This is a genomic window from Caproiciproducens sp. LBM24188 (assembly GCF_054130445.1).
Genome location: NZ_CP196862.1, coordinates 2,741,138 through 2,760,697 on the forward strand (window position 1 = coordinate 2,741,138; position 19,560 = coordinate 2,760,697).

The following is a 19,560-nucleotide window of genomic DNA, read 5'->3' on the forward strand; positions in this document are numbered from 1 at the left end:
CTCAGACCCTTTCTCCCGCAAAAATTTTAGCTTTTTCCAAAGACAGCACGATAATTGGAATCAGGATAATCTGAATCACAATGCCGGGAAGCGCCGTAACAAATGCAGCGGCAAGAAATGCGGCAAATCCGTAGGGCTTTTGCGCCATGCTGAAAAAGACCGCATTGGCAAGCCCGGAAACAATCCGCCCGCCCACCATGGCGGCCAGCAGCGCCGGATACACATTCCAGCGCAGTCTGCGGTAAAAGAAGCCGGTCAGGGCACCGTATGCACAAAGCTCCAGCATCATAGCGGGGGCAACCGGGAACAGCGCCGGCATGCCGGTCAGCACGGAAGACAACAGCGGAACGATAAATCCGCAGACTGCGCCGTACTGCCAGCCAAACAGCAGGCCGCAAAGCAGAACCGGAATATGCATGGGTAAAAACGTGGAACCGGCTCCCACCAAATGGAACAACGGCGGCAGGATAAGGCCCAGCGCCAGACAAAGCGCCGTACCGGTCAGGTTGACGGTGAAAGATTTTTTCATCATTATAGTTACCTCATTCGTATTCAAATATAGAATCAAAAAATGTAAAAAACCACGAAATGATCCGTATTCATACGGTTCCCTTCGTGGTTAAGTTGGTATTATTAAAATGGAGTAAAAACAAAAGAAAAAGCCTTCATGGCTTTGTTTACATTTATTTTAGCTCATTCGCCGCGTCTTGTCAAGCGCCGTTCCCGCCAGTTCATTGCGCGGACGAGTCCTCGTCCTCCATTAAGCCATATTTCACCCGGATGCGGATCAGCTTTTCGGTCATCGGCTTGGCAATAAAAAACAGGAAAATGACGGTGGAAGCGGCGTGAACCAGGTCGAACGGAATCCCCGCCAAAAAGGTTGCCAGAACCACATCGCGGCCGAATCCGGACGATACCGTCAGCGCGGAACTAAGGTTCATCAGCCCGCCGTAAATCACAAAGGTGGAAAATCCGCCGAAAATGCATAAAACGGCACGGTTTTCGTTCAAAATTCCCTTTTGGCGCAAAAAGCCCGCCAAAAAGCCAATGACCCCAAAGCTGAACATCTGCCACGGTGTCCATGCGCCCTGCCCGAAAAAGAAATTGGAAACAAACCCGGACAGCGCCCCCACCAGGAATCCCGACTCCGGCCCAAGGCAGATGCCCGCGATAATCACAATGGCGGCCACCGGCTTAAACTCGGGAATCATAAAAAATGCGGCTCGCCCGATGACCGCGATGGCGGACAGGGAACAAATCAGAATGACTTCCCGCGCCTTCGGCCTGCGGTGTTCAAACGACAGAAGAAAGGGCAGCATGGTGTAAATCAGAATCGCCACACTGACAAAGTAATACCGACGGTCGTGCAGAACCGACATGCCGAACGCAATGGTCAGCGGAATGGCAAGAAAAATCAGCACGACAGAAAAAATCAGCCGCCGATCCGGTTTTTTCGACATTGCTCAATCACATCCTCGCTGGTCAGCCCGCCCGGAAAAATTCCGCGGGCAATTCGGTTTGCAGCAGTCGTATAAAAACTGTTTCCCATAAAGAATTTACGGGTCTCGTTTTCCGATATAATCTCCCCGTTGAACATCAGCGCACAAAAGTCCATGTAATGCGCGCAGAAGTCAATATCGTGGGATACCAGAATCACCGTTTTTCCCTGCTCTTTCAGCGTATAAAACAGCTTGGAAAGGCGTTTTTTGAAAACGGCGTCAATTCCTTTGGTGGGCTCGTCCAAAAGAATGATTCGGGGATCGGTCAGCAGCACCTTCGCAAGCGCCGCACACTGCTGTTCCCCGCCGCTCAGGTCGTACGGGTGGCGGCCCAGCAACGGCTTCAGATGAAAGAAATCGATGACGCGCTCCATGCGCTTTTGGGCAGTCTGCCGGTCGGAAAAGGCAGCGTACGCCATGTCCTCCAGGTCCCTCCCCACGGTATTGCGCACAAACAGGCTGCATGGGTCCTGCGGCAGGTAGCCTATCAGCCCGCGGTAGCGTTCCCCATTCGGTATTTTCGGCAAGGCAACGCCCATCAGTTTCACTTTTCCACGGTACGGTTGGTTTACGCCGCCAATCACGGACAGCAGCGTGGATTTTCCTACGCCGTTCCCGCCCACAATGCCGTAAAGGCACCCCTGCGGAATCTCCATCGAGACCCCTTTTACAATATCTTCCGCTTTTTTTTCGTAGCGGTACCAGATTTCTTCCAGTCGGACCGCCGGCTCCTGCACATTTCGCCGTGGGAATAATGGCTTGTCTTCCGGCGAGGCCGGGCTTTCCGGTGCAGGGGAAATCTGTGTGCTGAGCCACTGCTTCGCTTCGCGCACGGTAATGGGGGTTTCCCCCTCGCTAAACGCCGCATAGATTTTCACGCAGGCCGGAAGCGCCTCTGTCATTTCACTTTTCAGCCGTTTCATACAGCTGCCCAGTTCGCGCGGCGTTACGTCCAGCAGCAGCCGACCGCCTTCCATGAACAGCACTCTGCTGCATATGGGCAGAACCTCTTCCAAATGGTGTTCGGAAAGCAAAATGGTAACGCCAAGCTCCTCGTTAATTCTTCGCAGCATGGCCAGAAAGCCCGAAACCGCAATCGGGTCCAATTGAGAGGTCGGCTCGTCCAACAAAAGGACTTCCGGCTGCATCACCATGACGGACGCCAGATTCAGAATCTGCCGCTGCCCGCCGGAAAGCTCGTTCACAGGTTTTAAGAACCAGTCCTGTATTCCGAAAAAGGAAGCCATTTCCGCCACCCGCAGCCGGATAGTCCGGTTGTCATACCCCAGGCTTTCCAGTCCGAAGGCCAGTTCGTGCCAAACCTTATCGGTGACAATCTGATTTTCCGGGTTTTGCGAAACAAACCCGATTTTGGAGCTTTGGTCCCGTTCGGACAGTTCGGTGATCTCCGTGCCGTCGTATTCAATACGGCCGCTGCGCCTCCCATAGGGTGCAATGGCTGGTTTCAGCTGTTTTAAAAAGGTGCTTTTTCCACAGCCTGACCTGCCGAACAGCAGAATAAAATCGCCTTTCTGAACCGTCAGGCTAATGTCGGACAAATCCTTGCCGTCTCTGCCGGGGTAGGTAAAATTCAACCCGCTGATTTTAAGCTGTTCCATACGAAGTACTCCTTCCCATCCACAATAGCCGGCAGCAGGCAGAACAAGGCGTACGCGGCAAAAAATGCCACGGATTTCCCGCTCAGTCCCGCAATCCGAACAAAGGGAAAACAGGCCGTTTCGAAAGCGCCCATTCCCATTCCGGCAAAAACCACAGCCAGCAGTGCCAGCTGCACCGCAAGCAGCGTTTTATCCCGTCTTTTCCAGGAGTAAATGGAAAAGGTGGTCCGACCCTTTAGACCGAACCCGCGCGCTTTCATGGAATCAGCGGTTTCCACCGCGTTTTCCAACGCCCAGGTAATTAGGATCGAAACAATGTGAACCCCGTTGCGAATGCGCTGAAAAATTCCGCCCTGCGAAACATCGCATCCGATGCATTTCTGTGCTTCCGAAATCTTGCGGATTTGAGCCTTATACCTTGGTACCAGCCGCAGGGTCATAGAAAACATCAGGGATAAAACCGGGATCATCCGTCCGAACAGATACATCAGCTTATCGCTTGTCATAACCACATTGAAACAGGAAAACCCTATCACGACCGAAACAAAGGCCGCCGCAGACAGCAGCCCGAACACTGTGGATTCCAGCGTAATCGGGTTGTCGTTCACATAAAGCAGTATGGTTGCGCCCGAATGATTGAGCAGCGGGTTGACCAGCGCAATCAGCAGTGTTACCGGCAGCATCCAGAGCAAATTGAACCGGACCGCCTTCCTGCCGCTGAGCAGCACGGAATAGAGAAAAACAGAAGCAAGGGAAATGGCGAGCAGAACCGGGTGCAAAAAAAACATGCTGAAAAACAGCACAGTGCAGAAATAAAGGAATAATGTCACGGGATGATACGCGGAAAACGCATCCCGTCCGTTGTTCTCTGTCGTCATATTCTCACCTCTGCTTCCGTAAAACCGCATAAACAGAACCGGTGCTTTTACAAAGCACCGGTTTTAAAACCGATACTATCTTCCCGGGTAGTCCATACTCCGGTTTTTAATATCTTAATCGTTGAATGGCGTTTTATAATGATATTTTAGAATATTACTGTGAAATCCACGGAATCAGATTACCCGATCGTCCGGATTTGGAAAGTCAGTTCCAACGGTTTCTCGGACGGAATCCGGAATTCTTCGTGAACCGGAGCGCCCCAGCTGTCGTCCCCGCCGACCCCCATTTGTTTGGCGAGGATGCGGACCGACGTCAACGCTGGTTCCGGCAGTTCCTGCAGGTGGGCAGCATGTTCCAGCTCATACGCGGTATAGGGGAGCACCCCCAATTCAAACGGAGCGCCGACGGATTCAAACAAAAGGCCTTTGCCGCTGTCCGACGTTATTTCCGCCCAGCGCACACCAGTGCGGTTCCCACATTCCTGCGGCACAAGGTACTGGGACAAATTACCCTCCGCCGTACCTTCAAAAATTCCCAGGTGGGCACCGTACATACGGTCTATATAATTTTCCTCTGGCCCCATGCCGTAATAGCGGAAGCGGTGATAAGCTTTCCTAAGCTGGAAGCCCAGCCCGAACAGCGGCAGCTCCGGCAGGTTTTTGGCACCCGGGTAAACCACGTGAACCAAAATCGTCCCATCCGGGCTCACTGTATAAGCAGTCGTAACCTTTACCGTTCCCGGAACCGGCAGCTCATACTCATAGGTTACCGTTGCAGTTCCGTTTTGCTCGGTAACATGCACGCCCGCGCAGCGCTGGCCCTGCCCCGCCGCATACCACGGTGCGCAGCGGAACGGGTAGCCGTTCCCCCGGTCGTTGTCCGTTGCAGCGCGCCAGTAGACCGGCCGCGGCGGCAGGTTGACATACTCTTCTCCGTTTCGGCGCAGGGAAACAATGCCGCCGTAAGGAATCGAGAAAAGTACAGATAAGTTCTGCCCATGCACGCCGATATTTTCATCGCCGGACACCACGGTCAGCGGACGGAAGGCTTCTGTGTTCCGTTTCTGCTCTGGTTCTTCGCATTGCCAGATAAATTGGCCGAACGCCTGCTCATCGCCCGCCTGTGCCCACCGGCAGGGGGATTTATGAACAAGCGAGCAGTTCAGGGCATATTCCCCGCTTTGATGCGGCCGCGGATACGTGAGGGGAAAATACCGTTCTTCCCCTGCCGGTACGGAACATTTCGTAACGGCGGAAAACACCGGTTCGCCGTTATGAAGCAGCCGGTATTCCAGTACATAATCATCGGTGGAAACAAACAGATTTTCGTTTTTCACCAAAACTCCGCCGCGGTCCGGAATCAGCTTTATATTTTGATACAAAAACCGCACTTCCTGCACCTTGGGGGAAGATTCCCTGTTCGCATACACAATTCCGTTAGTGCAAAAATTAAAGTTTGTAGCGCGATCCTGAAAATCCCCGCCATAAGCCATAACTTCCCGGCCGGAAGCATCCTTTGTCAGAATCGCCTGATCAATATAATCCCAGATAAAGCCGCCCTGATATTTCGGATATTGTTCCAGTTCCGTATAAAGATGCATTCCGCCGCAGGAGTTGCCCATGGCGTGCATATATTCGCAGCTGATATAAGGCTTTTCCGGGTTGGACTCCAGGTATTCCCTGATTTCTGCCGGCTTCGCGTACATGCGGCTCTCCATGTCGCTCGTTTCGTTGTACCGGCGGTCTTGGAACACTCCCTCATAGTGCACCAGACGGGTCGGGTCATTCTTGTGGAAATAGCGCGACATTTCATAAATATCCCGGCCGCCGTAGCTTTCGTTGCCGCAGGACCAGATTAAAACAGAGGGATGGTTTTTGTCGCGCTGCAACATGGAGTTCGCACGGTCCAGCACCGCATCAAGCCACTCCTCCCGGTCACCGGGCACCACATAATCGTATCCTCTCTTTTTCAGGTACTGCCAAGTGCCGTGGCTTTCCAGATTGGTTTCGTCAATCAAGTAGATTCCGTATTCGTCACAAAGGCGGTACCATTCGCTCTGGTTGGGGTAATGGCAGGTGCGCACCGCGTTGATATTGTTCTGCTTCAAGAAACGGATATCCCAGAGCATATCCTCTTTTGTAATGGCACGCCCGCGGCGGCAGTTGAACTCGTGCCGGTTTACGCCTTTGAACACGATTCGTTTCCCGTTCAGGCACATAATCCCGTCCTTCATGCAGAACTCGCGCACGCCGACGCGCTGCGGAACCGCTTCCAGCGTATTCCCCTGCTCGTCATGCAGATGTATCAGCAACCGGTAAAGATAGGGATCCTCTGCGCTCCAAAGGTGCGGGGCGGAAACGGACAGCGTAAATTCCGTAACGACTTTGCAGGGAATATCCGAACGGGATGCGACAACCTCCCCGCGGTCATTTTGAAGAACGGCATCGGCGAACACCGCACCCGATTCCAACTGCAATTTCATCTTCGCACGAATTTCCGCAGAAGCACCGCCGTCGCGCAAGGCCGTGGTCACAAACAGGTCTCGCACATGCGCGCGCGGCACGGCATACAGGAAAACGTCACGGAAAATGCCGGAAAAGCGCCAGAAATCCTGATCCTGTATCCAGCTTGCGGTGCTGAACCGATACACCTCAACGGCAATCCGGTTCGTGCCCTCCCGCAGGTACGGTGTAATTTCAAACTCCGCCGGTGTAAACGAATCCTCGCTGTACCCGACAAACGCACCGTTCAGCCAGACGTAGAACGCGGTTTCTACGCCCTGAAAGGAAAGATATACCTTTTTTCCGTGCAAATCCGGATCCAAGGAAAATTCTCTGGTGTAACTTCCTACCGGGTTGTATTCCTTCGGAATTTGCGGCGGGTAAAGGTCTTCCCGCCCGTCCCACGGATAAATGGTATTGACATACTGGGGCTTTCCCCAGCCCTGCAGCTGAATGTGGCCTGGGATCTCAATGCTCGGCCAACTGCTGCAGTCGTAGCCTTCCTGATAAAAATCGGACGGCCGAAGCGCCGGATTTTCGGTGTAACAGAATTTCCACCGCCCATTTAGGCTTTGCCGCAGCGGCATTTCCCGCTCCTGCTCTGCCTGCTCCAAACTGGTATAAAACAGATGATCAGAATGGGATTCTTCCCGGTTCACCGCAAATACGCGCGGGTCGCACAGCCAGTCCAACTCCGGATGATCGCTTTTCATATATACAGTCCTCCCTGCTGCTTTCAAGTATCATCTTTTTCCTTACGTAAAAATCCAATCCTCTTTTTTCTTTATCATATACTGGAAAATCAATTTGAGCAAGTCCCGCAAGGCATTTGTGTTCTATTTCTCATACAAACCAATCGTTACACGCCCCACGGCAGTAAAAAAGTGCAAATGCGCCCGCACTTGCACTTTTGCAAGAAACAACAGATTAAGCACGCGCCGCGCTGCGGTATTCTTTGGGCAGCATGCCGGTGCATTTTTTAAAGGTTTGTGAAAAATAAGAAGGATTGTTGCTGAAGCCGGTCATCGCGGCAATTTTTTGAATCGTATCGTCCGTATCCCGCAATAGCTGCTTCGCCCGGTCCATCCGCATGGTCAGCAGATAGCTGGAAAACTTAATGCCGCATTCCTTTTTAAATAGCTTGCCAAGGTAATCCGCGTTGATAAACAAAACATTTCCGGCTACCTGACTGAGCGAAAGTTCCCCGTCATCCAGATGGCTTTGAATATAGTCCATCGTAATCTGAACCGGTTTGCTCAAAGCCGAATACATGCCCTGGCGCCGCAAAACCGCCACCTGGTTAATTTCCTGCGTCAAAATATCGTACAGGCTCTGAACATTTTCTGCAAAACTGATGAGGGAGATGTTTTTGAAAGAATCCTGCTCACAGGATTCTTTTTCCCGCGCGGTAATTAGGGAAAGGCGCAGGCAGATTTTCTGAACAGCGGCAAATCCGTACCGTTCCCGGCGGAACAGCTGGAACAGTTCGTTCACCAGCTCCGTTGCCTGTTCCGGCCGAGCCTTTTTCATGGCTTCCGTAAAGGGCGGGAAGAACCCTTGCACCGAATTCATGTCCGGATTTTCCTGTATGTCAACACTATCCATATAAATTAGATTGTTGTTGTCAAAGTAGAAAAAGAGGTGCGAAAGAGCGGCTGCTTTCTGGTAGCATTGATAAAGCTGTGAAAGCTTTCGTGGCGTGGAAAGCAGGACCGTTTGGCCGGTAAAGCCGTTTTCCCGCGCGGTTTGCCGCAGAAATCCCGCCAATTTTAAGCTGTTTTCTTTACTAGTTTCTCCCGATACCACCATCAGGTTGTTTTTTTCCACACAGCACACCGTATCGGGGAACGTACGCTCCACCGCTTCCATCATCGAATTCGTTCCAGGCATTTTTTCCCCGTGCCATTCCAACGGATAAAAGAGGAAGCAGTACCGTTCGGATTTCAGGTGCAGCAGCTTTTGCAGCGATTGAGCCCTGAGTTCATCCGGCTGCTGTGCATGCAGCAGTTCCTCTAGAATCTGAACCTTCGCATGGGGCAGCATGGTTTTCACATCATTAAGCGCTTTTTCCGAGGTTTTCATCTGCTGCTCGGAACTGTCGATTTTTTCAAGCAAGCGAACCAGCGTTTTTTTCAGTTCAATCGGATTGCACGGCTTAAGGACATATTCACAGACACCGCTGCGGATGGCTTCCTGCGCATACTGAAAATCATCGTAACTGGAAAGAATGACAAACTGTACGGGAAGGCCCTCCTGCGCACAGCGTTTAATCAGGCTGATTCCGTCCATTTCCGGCATGACAATGTCCGTAACCACAATGTCCACTGGGGTTTTCCGAATAATATCATACGCTTTCTGCCCGTCGGAAGCGGTTTCCACCGAACCGATGCCAATGCTGTGCCAGTCCAGCGACCTTGCCAGACCATCCCGAATAATTCTCTCATCATCTACAATCAGCAGTCTTCTCATAAGCTCGTCATCTCCTTACAATTTGCAGTTATGGCCGCCGTTTCTGATCTGGTTCTCCTTCCCGGTCATTCGAATTCAGACTGATATTGTCCGCAAGGCAGTAAGGAAGGCGAACCTCTACGCAGGTTCCGTTTTCGTCTCCCGTAATATTCAGCCCATACTGCTCCCCAAAACAGATTTGCAGCCGTTCCTCAATGTTTTTCAGTCCCAGGCCATGGCTGCCGGAGGATTCCTCTCCATTCATGACCCTCTCCAGATGCTCAGCGTCAAAATGCGTTCCATTGTCCCACACTGTAATGGAAAAGTCCTTCTCACGACCCTCAAACGCCACCTGAATGACGCAAACCCCGGCGTATTTTTCCAAATTATGGCGGATGCAGTTTTCTACAATGGGCTGGAGCGTCATTTTCGGAATTTTATACTTCCCGAATTCCTGTGGCGATTCCAGGTACACCTCCAGCCGTTCCTCAAACCGGATTTTCTGGATTGCCACATAATCCGAAACCAGTTTCATATCCTCTTTTACCGAAATCACGTCGGGCTTTTTAAGGGTGGCTCGCAACAGCTCACTCAGGGTAAGCGCCATGGTAGAGCTGTCATGGTCGCCGGACTCCACCGCCTTCCAGTGGATGGTTTCCAGCGTGTTGTACAGAAAATGGGGATTAATCTGCTGCTGGAGCATTTTATAGCGCATGTCGGAAATTGTTAGCTGCCTGCGGTAAACCTCGTTAATCAGGTAATCGATTTTTTGAATCATCTTATTATAGCTGTGAACCAGCTCCATGCCCTCTTTGATTTTCAGAACACCCGATATTTCCGGCGAGATCTTTTCAAATTTTTCATCCTTTACACGACCCATGGACTCCGTTACCTGTGCCAATGGCCTGCAGATTCTTCTGGCCAGCATATATAACAGGAAAAGGACCCCTATCGCCAAAATCAGGAAAGAAATCAGGTAAGTTTCCCGCGATTTTTCCACCCCGGACAGCACACTGTCAAACCGCATCACATTAACAAACTGCCAGCCCTTGGTTGCACCGGTAGAAGAATTCTTAATGATGTAAAAATAATTCGTTCCGTTCAGGTTCACGGTTCCGCTGCCGGATTTCTTCCTGAAAAACTGTTCAATGCTCTGCAGCGGAATACGGCTGTTCGGGGAAGACAACATGCTGCCGTTCACCGAACAAAACAGATTAGATTCGTATTTCTGCTGGGCGGAAGAAGTATAATTCAAAAGCTTCGGAGTGTTCAGCACCAGAATCAGCACGCCGCGTTCCTTAAACTTGTCGTTGGTGCTAATCGCGTTAATCTGGCGGGCGGAAACGAGCATCGACGGGTTGGAGGGGTCGGTCATCCAGATATTGGAGCCCTGCGCTTGCACCGCCGCGGAACGGACAGACTCGATAAATTTCTTATTTAGTGCGGTGCCGGTCTGCACCCGAAAGGAAATCTGATAATTATTGCTGAAAATAAAATAACCGCAATCGATAAAAGGCTCGTCCAATATATCTGCAAAAAGCTGGTTATAAATAGATGTCAAAGCAGCGTAACCGTCCCCGCTGTTGGGATTGTTGGTATAAACCGACAGGTTGTTCTGAAAGGCCTGGTCGCTCAGAATTTCGTACGAAACTTTAGAAATTTGATCGAGATTATTTTCCACACGCTCCGTATACAGGGACAAAATATCGGAAGTTTCGGCCGCCATAAAATCCGTATAGCTTTTGGTCAAGCCCGTAAAAATCAAAATGGCCACCAGGCTCAGACTGATGGTCTGAATTAAAATTATAACAAAAATCCCCTTGGTCAGCGGCACATAAATTCCATGTTTCCTCAGCCTGTTCATTTTCGATTCCTCATGATGTAAAATAATTCGGTTGGTTTTTCCAAAGAATCCGTACTATGTTCCCTACAAGAACCATGTTAAAAATGCACAAAATCATCTTTATATGTAAGGATTATACGCCACATTTATGAAAAATCAAGTCTTGGGCAAAAAAGCAGGCCGGTAGAAACAACCTTTAAAAATTGGAGCTTCTGTTATAAAAATCACTGATAATTAACATTATATGTCGGAAATTTCTATATAATTAAGCCTTTCAATCGTGTATATTAAATACAAATTTAGAAATGAAAAGGAGTATGTTGTATGAAAAGACTAGTCGCAGGAATTCTTGCAGCGACCATGCTCGCTTCCACAGCTGCGTGCTCTTCCGGTAACACCAACACCGAAAGCACCGCGCCTGCCAGCAGCACCGCCGCAGCAACATCTGATGTAACGCTGCGTATCGCTTGGTGGGGTTCCCAAACACGCCACGATGCAACCCTGAAGGTTCTGGATATGTACACGAAAAAAACCGGTGTAAAATTCCAGACGGAATACATGCCTTTTGACGGTTATTTTACAAAACTGAACACATTGGTTGCGTCCAACGATATGTATGACATTTTCCAACTGGGCGGAAACTTCCCGACCTACATCGATCAAATTGAACCTTTGGACAGCTACGTGGCGGACGGTACCATTGATACCACTGACACGAACAAAGGCTATCTGGAATCCACCCAGTACAACGGCAAGCAGTACGGCATTTCCCTTGGCATCAACTCCTACGGCATTGCCTACGACCCGGAAATGTTCCAGAAAGCCGGCCTGAAAGAGCCAAGCACCAACTGGACTTGGGAAGAGTTTGAAAAAGACTGCATGACCATTCACGAGAAACTGAACATCTACGGCAGCTCTAAGATAGAAGATTTCTTCGCAGGCGGCACCATGGCAGCTCCCCAGTTCAACCTGAAAGAAACCTTCTTCAAGGCGGACGGCACCGGCCTGAATTACACTGACGATTCACCGATTGCCAGCTACCTTGCCATGAAGCAGCGCTTGGTAAAAGCGGGCGCTTACCCCGACCCGGGCGCAATTTCCGAAATCAAAGATATTGAGGGCGATTACCTTGCCACCGGCGACGCCGCCATGACCTGGGTCGCCAGCAACCAGTTTGTTGCCTTGAGCAAAGCAGCAGGCCGTCCCCTGAAGCTTGCGACCGTTCCGAGAATCAAAGCAGACGGTCCTTCCGGCATTTCCCTGCAGTCCTCTCAGATGTTTGCCATTTCTAAGAGCTGCAAAGAGAAAACGGAAGCAGCAAAATTCCTGAACTACTTTGTCAATGATATTCAGGCCAACGAAGTTCTGTTGGGCGAACGTGGAATCCCGATTATGTCCAAAGTACGTGACGATGTAAAATCCAAGATTTCCGATAATGACAAGCAGGTTTATGACTTTATCGACACCGTAGGCGAAATTGCTGACTCCCCGGTGATTCTGGACCCGAAAGCCCAGCCCGAAATCAAAGACCTTTATATGAGACTGGAAAATCAGGTTGTCAGCGGAAAGCTTTCCCCGGAAGACGCTGCGAAACAGCTGCGCAGTGGCGCTGAGGATATCTTCAAAAAGGGTGCTTCCGCATCTTCTTCAAACTAATTTGAGGGAATCGGGGTTCCTCCCGATTCCCTCCCGTTTATCCCCGGAATACGCGGATGAAGCCCCGCACGGCAAGGCACAGTCTGAAACGTTTGCATTTTCTTCATCCGCGCTGCTTTAGTAAATTAAGGAGTGAAGCACATGGCAAAAAACACAGGCGGAAATTCGCTGAAGCTCAAAAAGTTTCTGAACCGTGACAACACAGTAGGGTATGTGTTTGCCCTTCCCTTTATCATAGGGTTTTTAGGATTCACAATTGTCCCAATGATTGTATCCCTCTATTTTTCCTTTACAAATTATAATATGATCTCCGCCCCGCAATGGGTTGGTTTAAAAAACTACGTCCGTATGTTTACGGAGGATAACCGGTTCGTAAACTCTGTGGGTGTCACACTGAAATATGTCTTTATTTCCGTGCCTCTGAAGCTGATTTTTGCCCTCATTGTGGCTTTTCTCCTGACCAGAAAAAGCAAAGCAGTCAGCGTTTACCGTTCCGTTTACTACATTCCTTCCCTCATCGGTGGAAGCGTGGCTGTTTCCCTCGTTTGGAAGCAGCTATTCTCTACCAAGGGCTTAATCAACAATATCCTGCACAGCCTTGGCATGGCGCGCATTTCCTGGTTTGGCGATGAACATGCAGCTGTTTGGCCGTTAATCCTGATGGCTATCTGGCAGTTCGGCTCCTCCATGATTATCTTCGCGGCGGGCCTGACACAGATTCCCGCTTCCTACTACGAAGCGGCAAGAATCGACGGTGCGGGAATCGTGAAGCAGTTCTTTTTCATAACACTGCCTTCACTGTCCCCGGTTATCCTGTTCAACCTGGTGATGCAGATGATCACCGGATTCATGTCCTTTACCCAAACCTATGTTATTTCCAACGGCACAGGCGACCCGAACGACGCCACAAACTTCTTTGCACTCTATATTTACAATCAGGCGTTCAAATATTTTGATATGGGTTACGCCAGCGCTATGGCATGGATTCTGCTGATTTTGATTTCCTTGATTACCTTTATTATCTTTAAGACCTCGAGCACCTGGGTGTTCTATGAAAATGAATAAGGAAGGAGATGCATTTCATGGCCAAATCAAAAAAAATTGTAACAAAAACGTTGTTTCACGTTCTGATCATTCTGTTCGGATTAGTTATGATCTATCCGGTTCTGTGGATGATTTTCGGTTCGTTTAAAAACAATCGTGAAATTCTCAACAATTCCATGCAGCTTCTTCCGAACATCTGGCGGCCGGAAAACTATTCAACCGGCTGGAAGGGCTTTGGCGAGATTACCTTCAGCACATTTTTTGCAAATTCCTTTTTTGTAACCGCAATCGCCACACTGGCCTGCACCATTTCTTCCGCCCTGATTGCCTACGCGCTGGCGCGCGTTAAATTCAAGGGGCGCAAGTTCTGGTTTGTATGCATGATCAGCACCCTGATGCTTCCCTCCCAGGTTGTGATGATTCCCCAATACATCATCTTCCAGAAGCTGAACCTAGTAAACACCTATGTTCCGCTGATTCTTCCATTTTTCTTCGGCCAGGCGTTCTTTATTTACATGATGATGCAGTTTATCGCCGGCCTGCCAAAAGAGCTGGATGAGGCGGCCATTATTGACGGCTGCTCAAAATATACCATTTTTACCCGTATTATCTTCCCACTGATCAGCCCCGCGCTCATAACGACCGTCATCATCCAGTTCTATTGGAAATGGGACGACTTCCTTGGGCCGCTGATTTACCTCAGCCGACCGGAAAAATATACGGCTTCCCTGGCAATCAAGATGTTTGCCGATGCCTCTTCCACAACGGACTATGGCGCCATGTTCGCTATGTCCACCCTTTCCCTGGTTCCGGTATTCCTGATTTTCCTCTTCTTTAACCGGTACCTCATGGAAGGCATCAGCACAACCGGAATGAAAGACTAAAAACTGAATTTGGAGAGCAATTCTGCGAAAGGATGGTCATACCCATGAAAATTGACCGAAAGAAACTGGTTGCTCGCCATAACCCTGTGCTGAAAGCGGTGGAGTTATCTTCACCGCTTTCGGTGGGTAATGGTGAATTTGCGTTTACCGCGGACCCAACCGGCCTGCAGACTCTGTATGAGAAGTATTGCGAGGCAAAGGTGCCGCTGTGTACCATGGCCCAATGGGGCTGGCACCGTACCCCTGCAGATGGAAAAAACAAATACTACCGGCCGGAAGACGTGACTATGACGGAATATGACTTTGAAGGCCGCACCGTTACTTACGCGGTGGAGAAAAAGCCGGGGAACGAAGCGGTTTACGACTGGCTGCGTCAAAACCCCCACCGGCTGAATCTGGCACGCATCGGCTTTCAGCTCTATGAGCAAAATATTTTGCCTTCCGAATTGAGCGGGATTCATCAGGAGCTGAAGCTTTACGACGGATTTCTGGACAGCCGCTTTCTTTTGGCGGGGGAATCCTGCCGCGTGAAAACGGCCTGCGACCCAAAAGAGGACACGCTTGCGGTTTCGGCTGCCGGAATGCAGATTGCGAACGGAAGCCTGACCGTGGTGTTTGAGTTTCCCTATGGGGACCCCGGCATCTCCGCATCCAACTGGGACTACCCGGAACGCCACACTACCCGCGTAGTCGAACAGAATGTACACAGCATCGTGCTCCAGCGCACGCTGGACCGGACCGTTTATTATGTTAAAATCAACGCGCAGACCCCAGTTCGATTTTCCATGGAGGAGCCTCATCGTGTGCGCCTGACGGCGGAATCCGGATGCGATACACTGGAATTTACCGCACAGTTTTCTGCCGAGCTGCCTGCCGGTGAAACGGCGGCTTCCACGGTCTTTACCCGGTCTTCCGAGTGGTGGAATGCCTTCTGGGAACAAGGCGGCGCCGTGGACTTTTCCGGCAGCACCGACCCGCGCGCCAATGAATTGGAACGGCGGGTCGTGCTCTCCCAGTATCTTCTGGCCATCCACTGCAGCGGTTCCATGCCGCCGCAGGAAACCGGGCTTTTCTGCAACAGCTGGTATGGAAAATTCCATTTAGAAATGACCTTCTGGCACTGTGCAAATTTTGCCCTTTGGAACCGCACCGAGCTGCTGGAACGCTGTCTGCCCTGGTACCTCGAACACCTGGACGACGCCCGGCGCAACGCGGCGCGCAACGGCTACCCTGGCGCACGCTGGCCGAAAATGGTCGCTTACGATGCTATTGACAGCCCCTCCCCCATTGCAACGCTCCTCATCTGGCAGCAGCCGCACATTCTGTTTCTGCTGGAGCTTGTGTACCGCAGTAAAAAGAGTGAACAACTGTTGAAACAGTATTGGGACGTAGTGCGCGAAACCGCCGACTTTATGGCCGGATTTGCAGTACGGCACGAAAACGGCGCAGCAGGTGAACAATACGACCTAATGGCACCGGTCATCCCCGTACAGGAGGAATATGACCCCCACACCGTGAAAAACCCTGCATTTGAAACGGAATATTGGGGATATGGTCTGAACATCGCACTTCAGTGGGCAAAACGGCTTGGAAAGCCCGCCCCGGAAAACTGGGCAAAAGTTGCGAAAGCCATGGCGCCTGTCCCGCAGTACGGCGGTCTCTACCTTGCGCATGACAATTGCCCGGATACTTTTGAGCATTTTCACCGCGACCACCCGTCCATGCTGGGCGCCTTCGGCTTGCTGCCGGGCAAACGGCTGAACCAGGAAACCATGCTGCACACGTTGGATAAAGTAACTGCCTGTTGGGACTACAACACCCTTTGGGGCTGGGATTTCGCCATGATGGCGATGACCGCCGTACGGCTGGGCGACCCCGAAAAAGCGGTGGAACTGCTGCTGTGCGACACGGCGAAAAATCAGTATGAAGTGAATGGACACAATTTCCAAATGCTGCGGGACGATCTGCCTGCCTATCTGCCCGGCAACGGTGGTCTGCTGCTAGCCATTGCCATGATGACCGCCGGATACGACGGCTGCAAAAAGCAGCTGCCTGGTTTCCCCGAAGACGGCAAATGGGTGGTTCGCTACGAGTCCATTGCCCCGCTTCCATAAAGGGAGGAACTGAAATGATACAAAATCCGATTTTAAGGGGCTTTTGCCCGGACCCCAGTATTATCCGTGTTAACAATGATTATTATATTGCCACTTCCACCTTCGAATGGTGGCCCGGCGTGCGGCTCTGGCATTCCAGGGATCTGAAGCATTGGGAACAGCTTCCATCCCCCCTGCGCCGCCAAAGCCAGCTGAACATGATCGGCAACCCCGTGAACGGAGGTATCTGGGCGCCGTGCCTTTCCTACTGCGACGGCAGGTTTTACCTGGTTTATACCGATGTAAAAACGCAGAAGCGGCCATATTACAATACACACAATTATTTGGTTTGGTCGGATAACATTACCGGCGAATGGTCCGACCCGGTATACTTGAACAGCACCGGGTTTGACCCCTCCCTGTTTCACGTAAAGAACGGAAAGAAATATATCATCAATATGCGCAACGGGTTTAAAGGGATTTTGCTGCAGGAATACGACCCGGAAAAACAAAAGCTGGTGGGACCGGTCTTCAACATCTTCCCCGGCACCGATTTGGGGTATACGGAAGGCCCGCGCCTGTATGAGCATAACGGATGGTATTACCTGATTACGGCGGAGGGCGGCACCAGCTACAACCACTGCGTCACCGTGGCCCGCTCAAAAAATCTTACCGGCCCCTACGAAGTAGACCCCGCCAACCCCATTCTAACCTCTATGGATACTCCGGACGCCTACCTTCAGCGCGCGGGCCATGCCGATCTTGTAGAAACGCAGAACGGAGAATGGTACATGGTCCATCTGTGCGGGCGTCCGCTGCAGGAAATGCGAGCCTGCATTTTAGGGCGTGAAACTGCCATTCAGAAGATGGAATGGACCGAAGACGGCTGGATTCGCCCCGTGGACGGACGGGTTCCAGCACGGAGCGTGGCAGAGCCCGCCGGCATTCCGGATTACCCTCTTTCAACGGAACCGGAGCGCGATGATTTCAGCTCGGTGGAGCTGCCCGTTTGGTATAGCACGCTGCGCGCCTACCCGGAAGGATGTCTGTCCCTGACGGAACGCCCCGGCTGGCTGCGTCTGCGCGGGCAGGATTCCATCACATCGCTCCACCACGTCAGCCTTGTGGCCAGACGGCAGACTGCCTCCTCCTGCACCGTAGAAACCGGCATGGAGTTCCACGCCGATGTTCCTGAGCAGGTGGCAGGGCTTGCCTACATATATAATAATGAAAATTTTTACATGCTTTTGCAGACGACAAATGAAGCCGGCAAACCGATGCTGACCTTCCTGAAAAGCGACCGGAACGTCATTACCGAAACCGATTCTCCCATTGCGCTTGTAACCCCCGGGATGCTGCGTATTCGGTTGGAAGTCAATGGAAAGGACGCTCAATTCTTCTACGCCTGCGGAAAAGAGGACTGGAAGCCTGCGTTTGAGCCGTTTGACTGCTCCATTCTTTCGGATGAGCACTGCCCCGGCTTTACCGGCGCGCAGTTCGCCTTGTATTGCCACGACATGACCGGTTCCCGAAAAAACGCGGATTTCGACTATTTTTCCGTGCAGCAGCGGACGCATTGATTTTATTTATATTCCTGAAAAAAGTAAAAGGCAACGGGAAGCAAATGGCTGCCCGCTGCCTTTTTTGTGTCCATCAAACGTCGGGGATGCACGACAATGAATTAATAATCTGAGTTGATTGTGTGGCATGGGGCAAACTTTTCAGAGGAGAAAACGGCAATCTGCAGCCTCGGTTAGATGATCGGAAAAAGCTGAAGTTTGCAATAAAGTGTCGTTGCATTCAGCAACATATAATGATATAATCGAAATAACAAAAAGGAAATCAAGGGTTCCTTTTAAGCAAATCAAAGCAGGACAGATAAAAGTGTTGTAGAAGAGCTCTACAGTCAATACAGTAACGCCATAATACACACAGTAAAATGGGAAGGAATTAAAAAAATGAGATTTGAAAAAAGGAACAGGCGAATTTACCCTATCCGTTTCAGCAGGGTTGCTGCAGTGGCGGGCATATTTGCAGTGGTGGTATTGGTTCTAAATGTTATGAGTCTTTTTCGGGAACCAAGTTTCCGCGCAAACAGGGGCCCTTTTGCAATAAGTCAGGCAAAAGCCGATGCCAATGATACTGTCTCCACGGAAACCATACAATCATTAGAGGCTATGGCGTTAACAACCCCAAAAGTAAAACCAATTTTACAAAACCCCAGTCAATATCCCGCACGGCTTCTGGAATCGTTGGCACGAAATCCGGAGCTTCTTGATTTTGCACTGGATTACCCTGATAAAAAAGGGACTTCGAACAATAGCATCGATCTTTCCGATCAATATAAGGCCGGCCAAATTCCGTTGCTGATGCAATGGGATAAGAATTGGGGGTATGCACCTTACGGAAACGGCTGCATTGCGCTGGATGGCTGCGGGCCTACTTGCCTTTCGATGGTCGCCGTGGGACTAACGGGAAATACTGCATTAAACCCGAAAGCAGTTGCGGAGTTCAGCGAAAAGAACGGTTATTTGGACACGAAAACAAACAGTACGCTTTGGACATTGATGTCCGAAGGGGCACAAAAGCTCGGCTTAAATTCATATGAACTTCCATTAGTTGAAAACCGAATGATCCAGGAACTTTCCCTGGGACATCCGATCATATGCAGCCTGCGCCCGGGCGATTTTACAACAGTGGGACATTTTATTGTCGTGTATCATTACCAAAACGGGAAATTTCTAGTCAGGGACCCAAACAGCAGAATTCGGAGTGAAAAGGCTTGGAGCTACAAAAAGCTGGAACCGCAAATCAGGAATCTTTGGGCTTTTTCTGCATAGTCAGGAAAAAGGCATACATAGTACGAGACTCCCTTTCTGACTTTCCGTGAAAAACAAAGGCACACTGCCGAATCTGCCGGATCAGCCGTTCCAGCTGTTTATCCTGCTTGGCACAATGGATAATGATTTCCGTTTCCGTCAGCGCCGGGTCAGTTTCCACCGTCAGCTTCACGGGCCTGCCTCCTTTCTCCGCATTTTCTGTGCTCTTGCTACGATTATATGCCGAAGCATTTGGCAGCACAAGGCAAAACCCT

The 19,560-nt window shown here is 50.7% G+C and carries 14 protein-coding genes; 6 read left to right on the forward strand and 8 right to left on the reverse strand.

Features of this window, described 5'->3' with window-relative positions:
• Position 1 precedes the first annotated feature (1 nt).
• The 7 genes from ACSVDI_RS12905 to ACSVDI_RS12935 all read right to left on the reverse strand — a co-directional run bounded on the left by ACSVDI_RS12905 (position 2) and on the right by ACSVDI_RS12935 (position 10,810).
• The gene (locus ACSVDI_RS12905) at positions 2-532 is read right to left on the reverse strand and encodes an ECF transporter S component (RefSeq protein ID WP_457943471.1); all 531 of its coding nucleotides are present in this window, start codon (positions 530-532) and stop codon (positions 2-4) included.
• A 199-nt stretch (positions 533-731) separates the two neighbouring features.
• Positions 732-1,460, reverse strand: coding sequence for an ECF transporter S component (locus tag ACSVDI_RS12910; protein ID WP_457943473.1), 729 nt, complete (start codon positions 1,458-1,460; stop codon positions 732-734).
• The gene (locus ACSVDI_RS12915) at positions 1,433-3,118 is read right to left on the reverse strand and encodes an ABC transporter ATP-binding protein (protein ID WP_457943475.1); all 1,686 of its coding nucleotides are present in this window, start codon (positions 3,116-3,118) and stop codon (positions 1,433-1,435) included. Before ACSVDI_RS12915 ends, ACSVDI_RS12910 begins: the two co-directional genes overlap by 28 nt.
• Entirely contained in the window at positions 3,091-3,996 is a 906-nt protein-coding gene (locus tag ACSVDI_RS12920) for an energy-coupling factor transporter transmembrane component T (RefSeq protein WP_457943477.1), read from the reverse strand. The genes ACSVDI_RS12915 and ACSVDI_RS12920 overlap by 28 nt, the downstream gene beginning before the upstream one ends.
• Before the next feature lie 179 nt (positions 3,997-4,175).
• A complete protein-coding gene (locus ACSVDI_RS12925; RefSeq protein WP_457943478.1) occupies positions 4,176-7,211 on the reverse strand; it encodes a glycoside hydrolase family 2 TIM barrel-domain containing protein in 3,036 nt (1,011 codons plus the stop codon).
• 214 nt (positions 7,212-7,425) lie between these two features.
• Positions 7,426-8,967, reverse strand: a complete 1,542-nt coding sequence (locus ACSVDI_RS12930) for a response regulator transcription factor (RefSeq protein ID WP_457943480.1) — start codon at positions 8,965-8,967, stop codon at positions 7,426-7,428.
• 28 nt (positions 8,968-8,995) lie between these two features.
• Positions 8,996-10,810, reverse strand: coding sequence for a sensor histidine kinase (locus ACSVDI_RS12935; protein WP_457943482.1), 1,815 nt, complete (start codon positions 10,808-10,810; stop codon positions 8,996-8,998).
• Positions 10,811-11,113: 303 nt separating this feature from the next.
• On the opposite strand from ACSVDI_RS12935, the gene ACSVDI_RS12940 reads away from it, so the two are divergent.
• The 6 genes from ACSVDI_RS12940 (at position 11,114) to ACSVDI_RS12965 (ending at position 19,306) form a co-directional block, all read left to right on the forward strand.
• Positions 11,114-12,445 (forward strand): ABC transporter substrate-binding protein, encoded by a 1,332-nt coding sequence (locus ACSVDI_RS12940; protein ID WP_457943484.1) that lies wholly within the window; start codon positions 11,114-11,116, stop codon positions 12,443-12,445.
• 141 nt (positions 12,446-12,586) lie between these two features.
• Entirely contained in the window at positions 12,587-13,510 is a 924-nt protein-coding gene (locus ACSVDI_RS12945; protein WP_457943485.1) for a carbohydrate ABC transporter permease, read from the forward strand.
• Between the two features lie 17 nt (positions 13,511-13,527).
• Complete coding sequence (locus tag ACSVDI_RS12950) at positions 13,528-14,373, forward strand: carbohydrate ABC transporter permease (RefSeq protein WP_457943487.1); 846 nt, start codon at positions 13,528-13,530, stop codon at positions 14,371-14,373.
• A gap of 44 nt (positions 14,374-14,417) precedes the next feature.
• Positions 14,418-16,487, forward strand: a complete 2,070-nt coding sequence (locus ACSVDI_RS12955; RefSeq protein WP_457943488.1) for a glycoside hydrolase family 65 — start codon at positions 14,418-14,420, stop codon at positions 16,485-16,487.
• A gap of 14 nt (positions 16,488-16,501) precedes the next feature.
• Positions 16,502-18,046 (forward strand): glycoside hydrolase family 43 protein, encoded by a 1,545-nt coding sequence (locus tag ACSVDI_RS12960; protein ID WP_457943490.1) that lies wholly within the window; start codon positions 16,502-16,504, stop codon positions 18,044-18,046.
• 597 nt (positions 18,047-18,643) lie between these two features.
• Positions 18,644-19,306, forward strand: a complete 663-nt coding sequence (locus ACSVDI_RS12965) for a C39 family peptidase (RefSeq protein ID WP_457943492.1) — start codon at positions 18,644-18,646, stop codon at positions 19,304-19,306.
• Here ACSVDI_RS12965 and ACSVDI_RS12970 read toward each other — a convergent pair.
• Complete coding sequence (locus tag ACSVDI_RS12970) at positions 19,278-19,478, reverse strand: hypothetical protein (protein WP_457943493.1); 201 nt, start codon at positions 19,476-19,478, stop codon at positions 19,278-19,280. The genes ACSVDI_RS12965 and ACSVDI_RS12970 overlap by 29 nt on opposite strands.
• Positions 19,479-19,560: the final 82 nt, after the last annotated feature.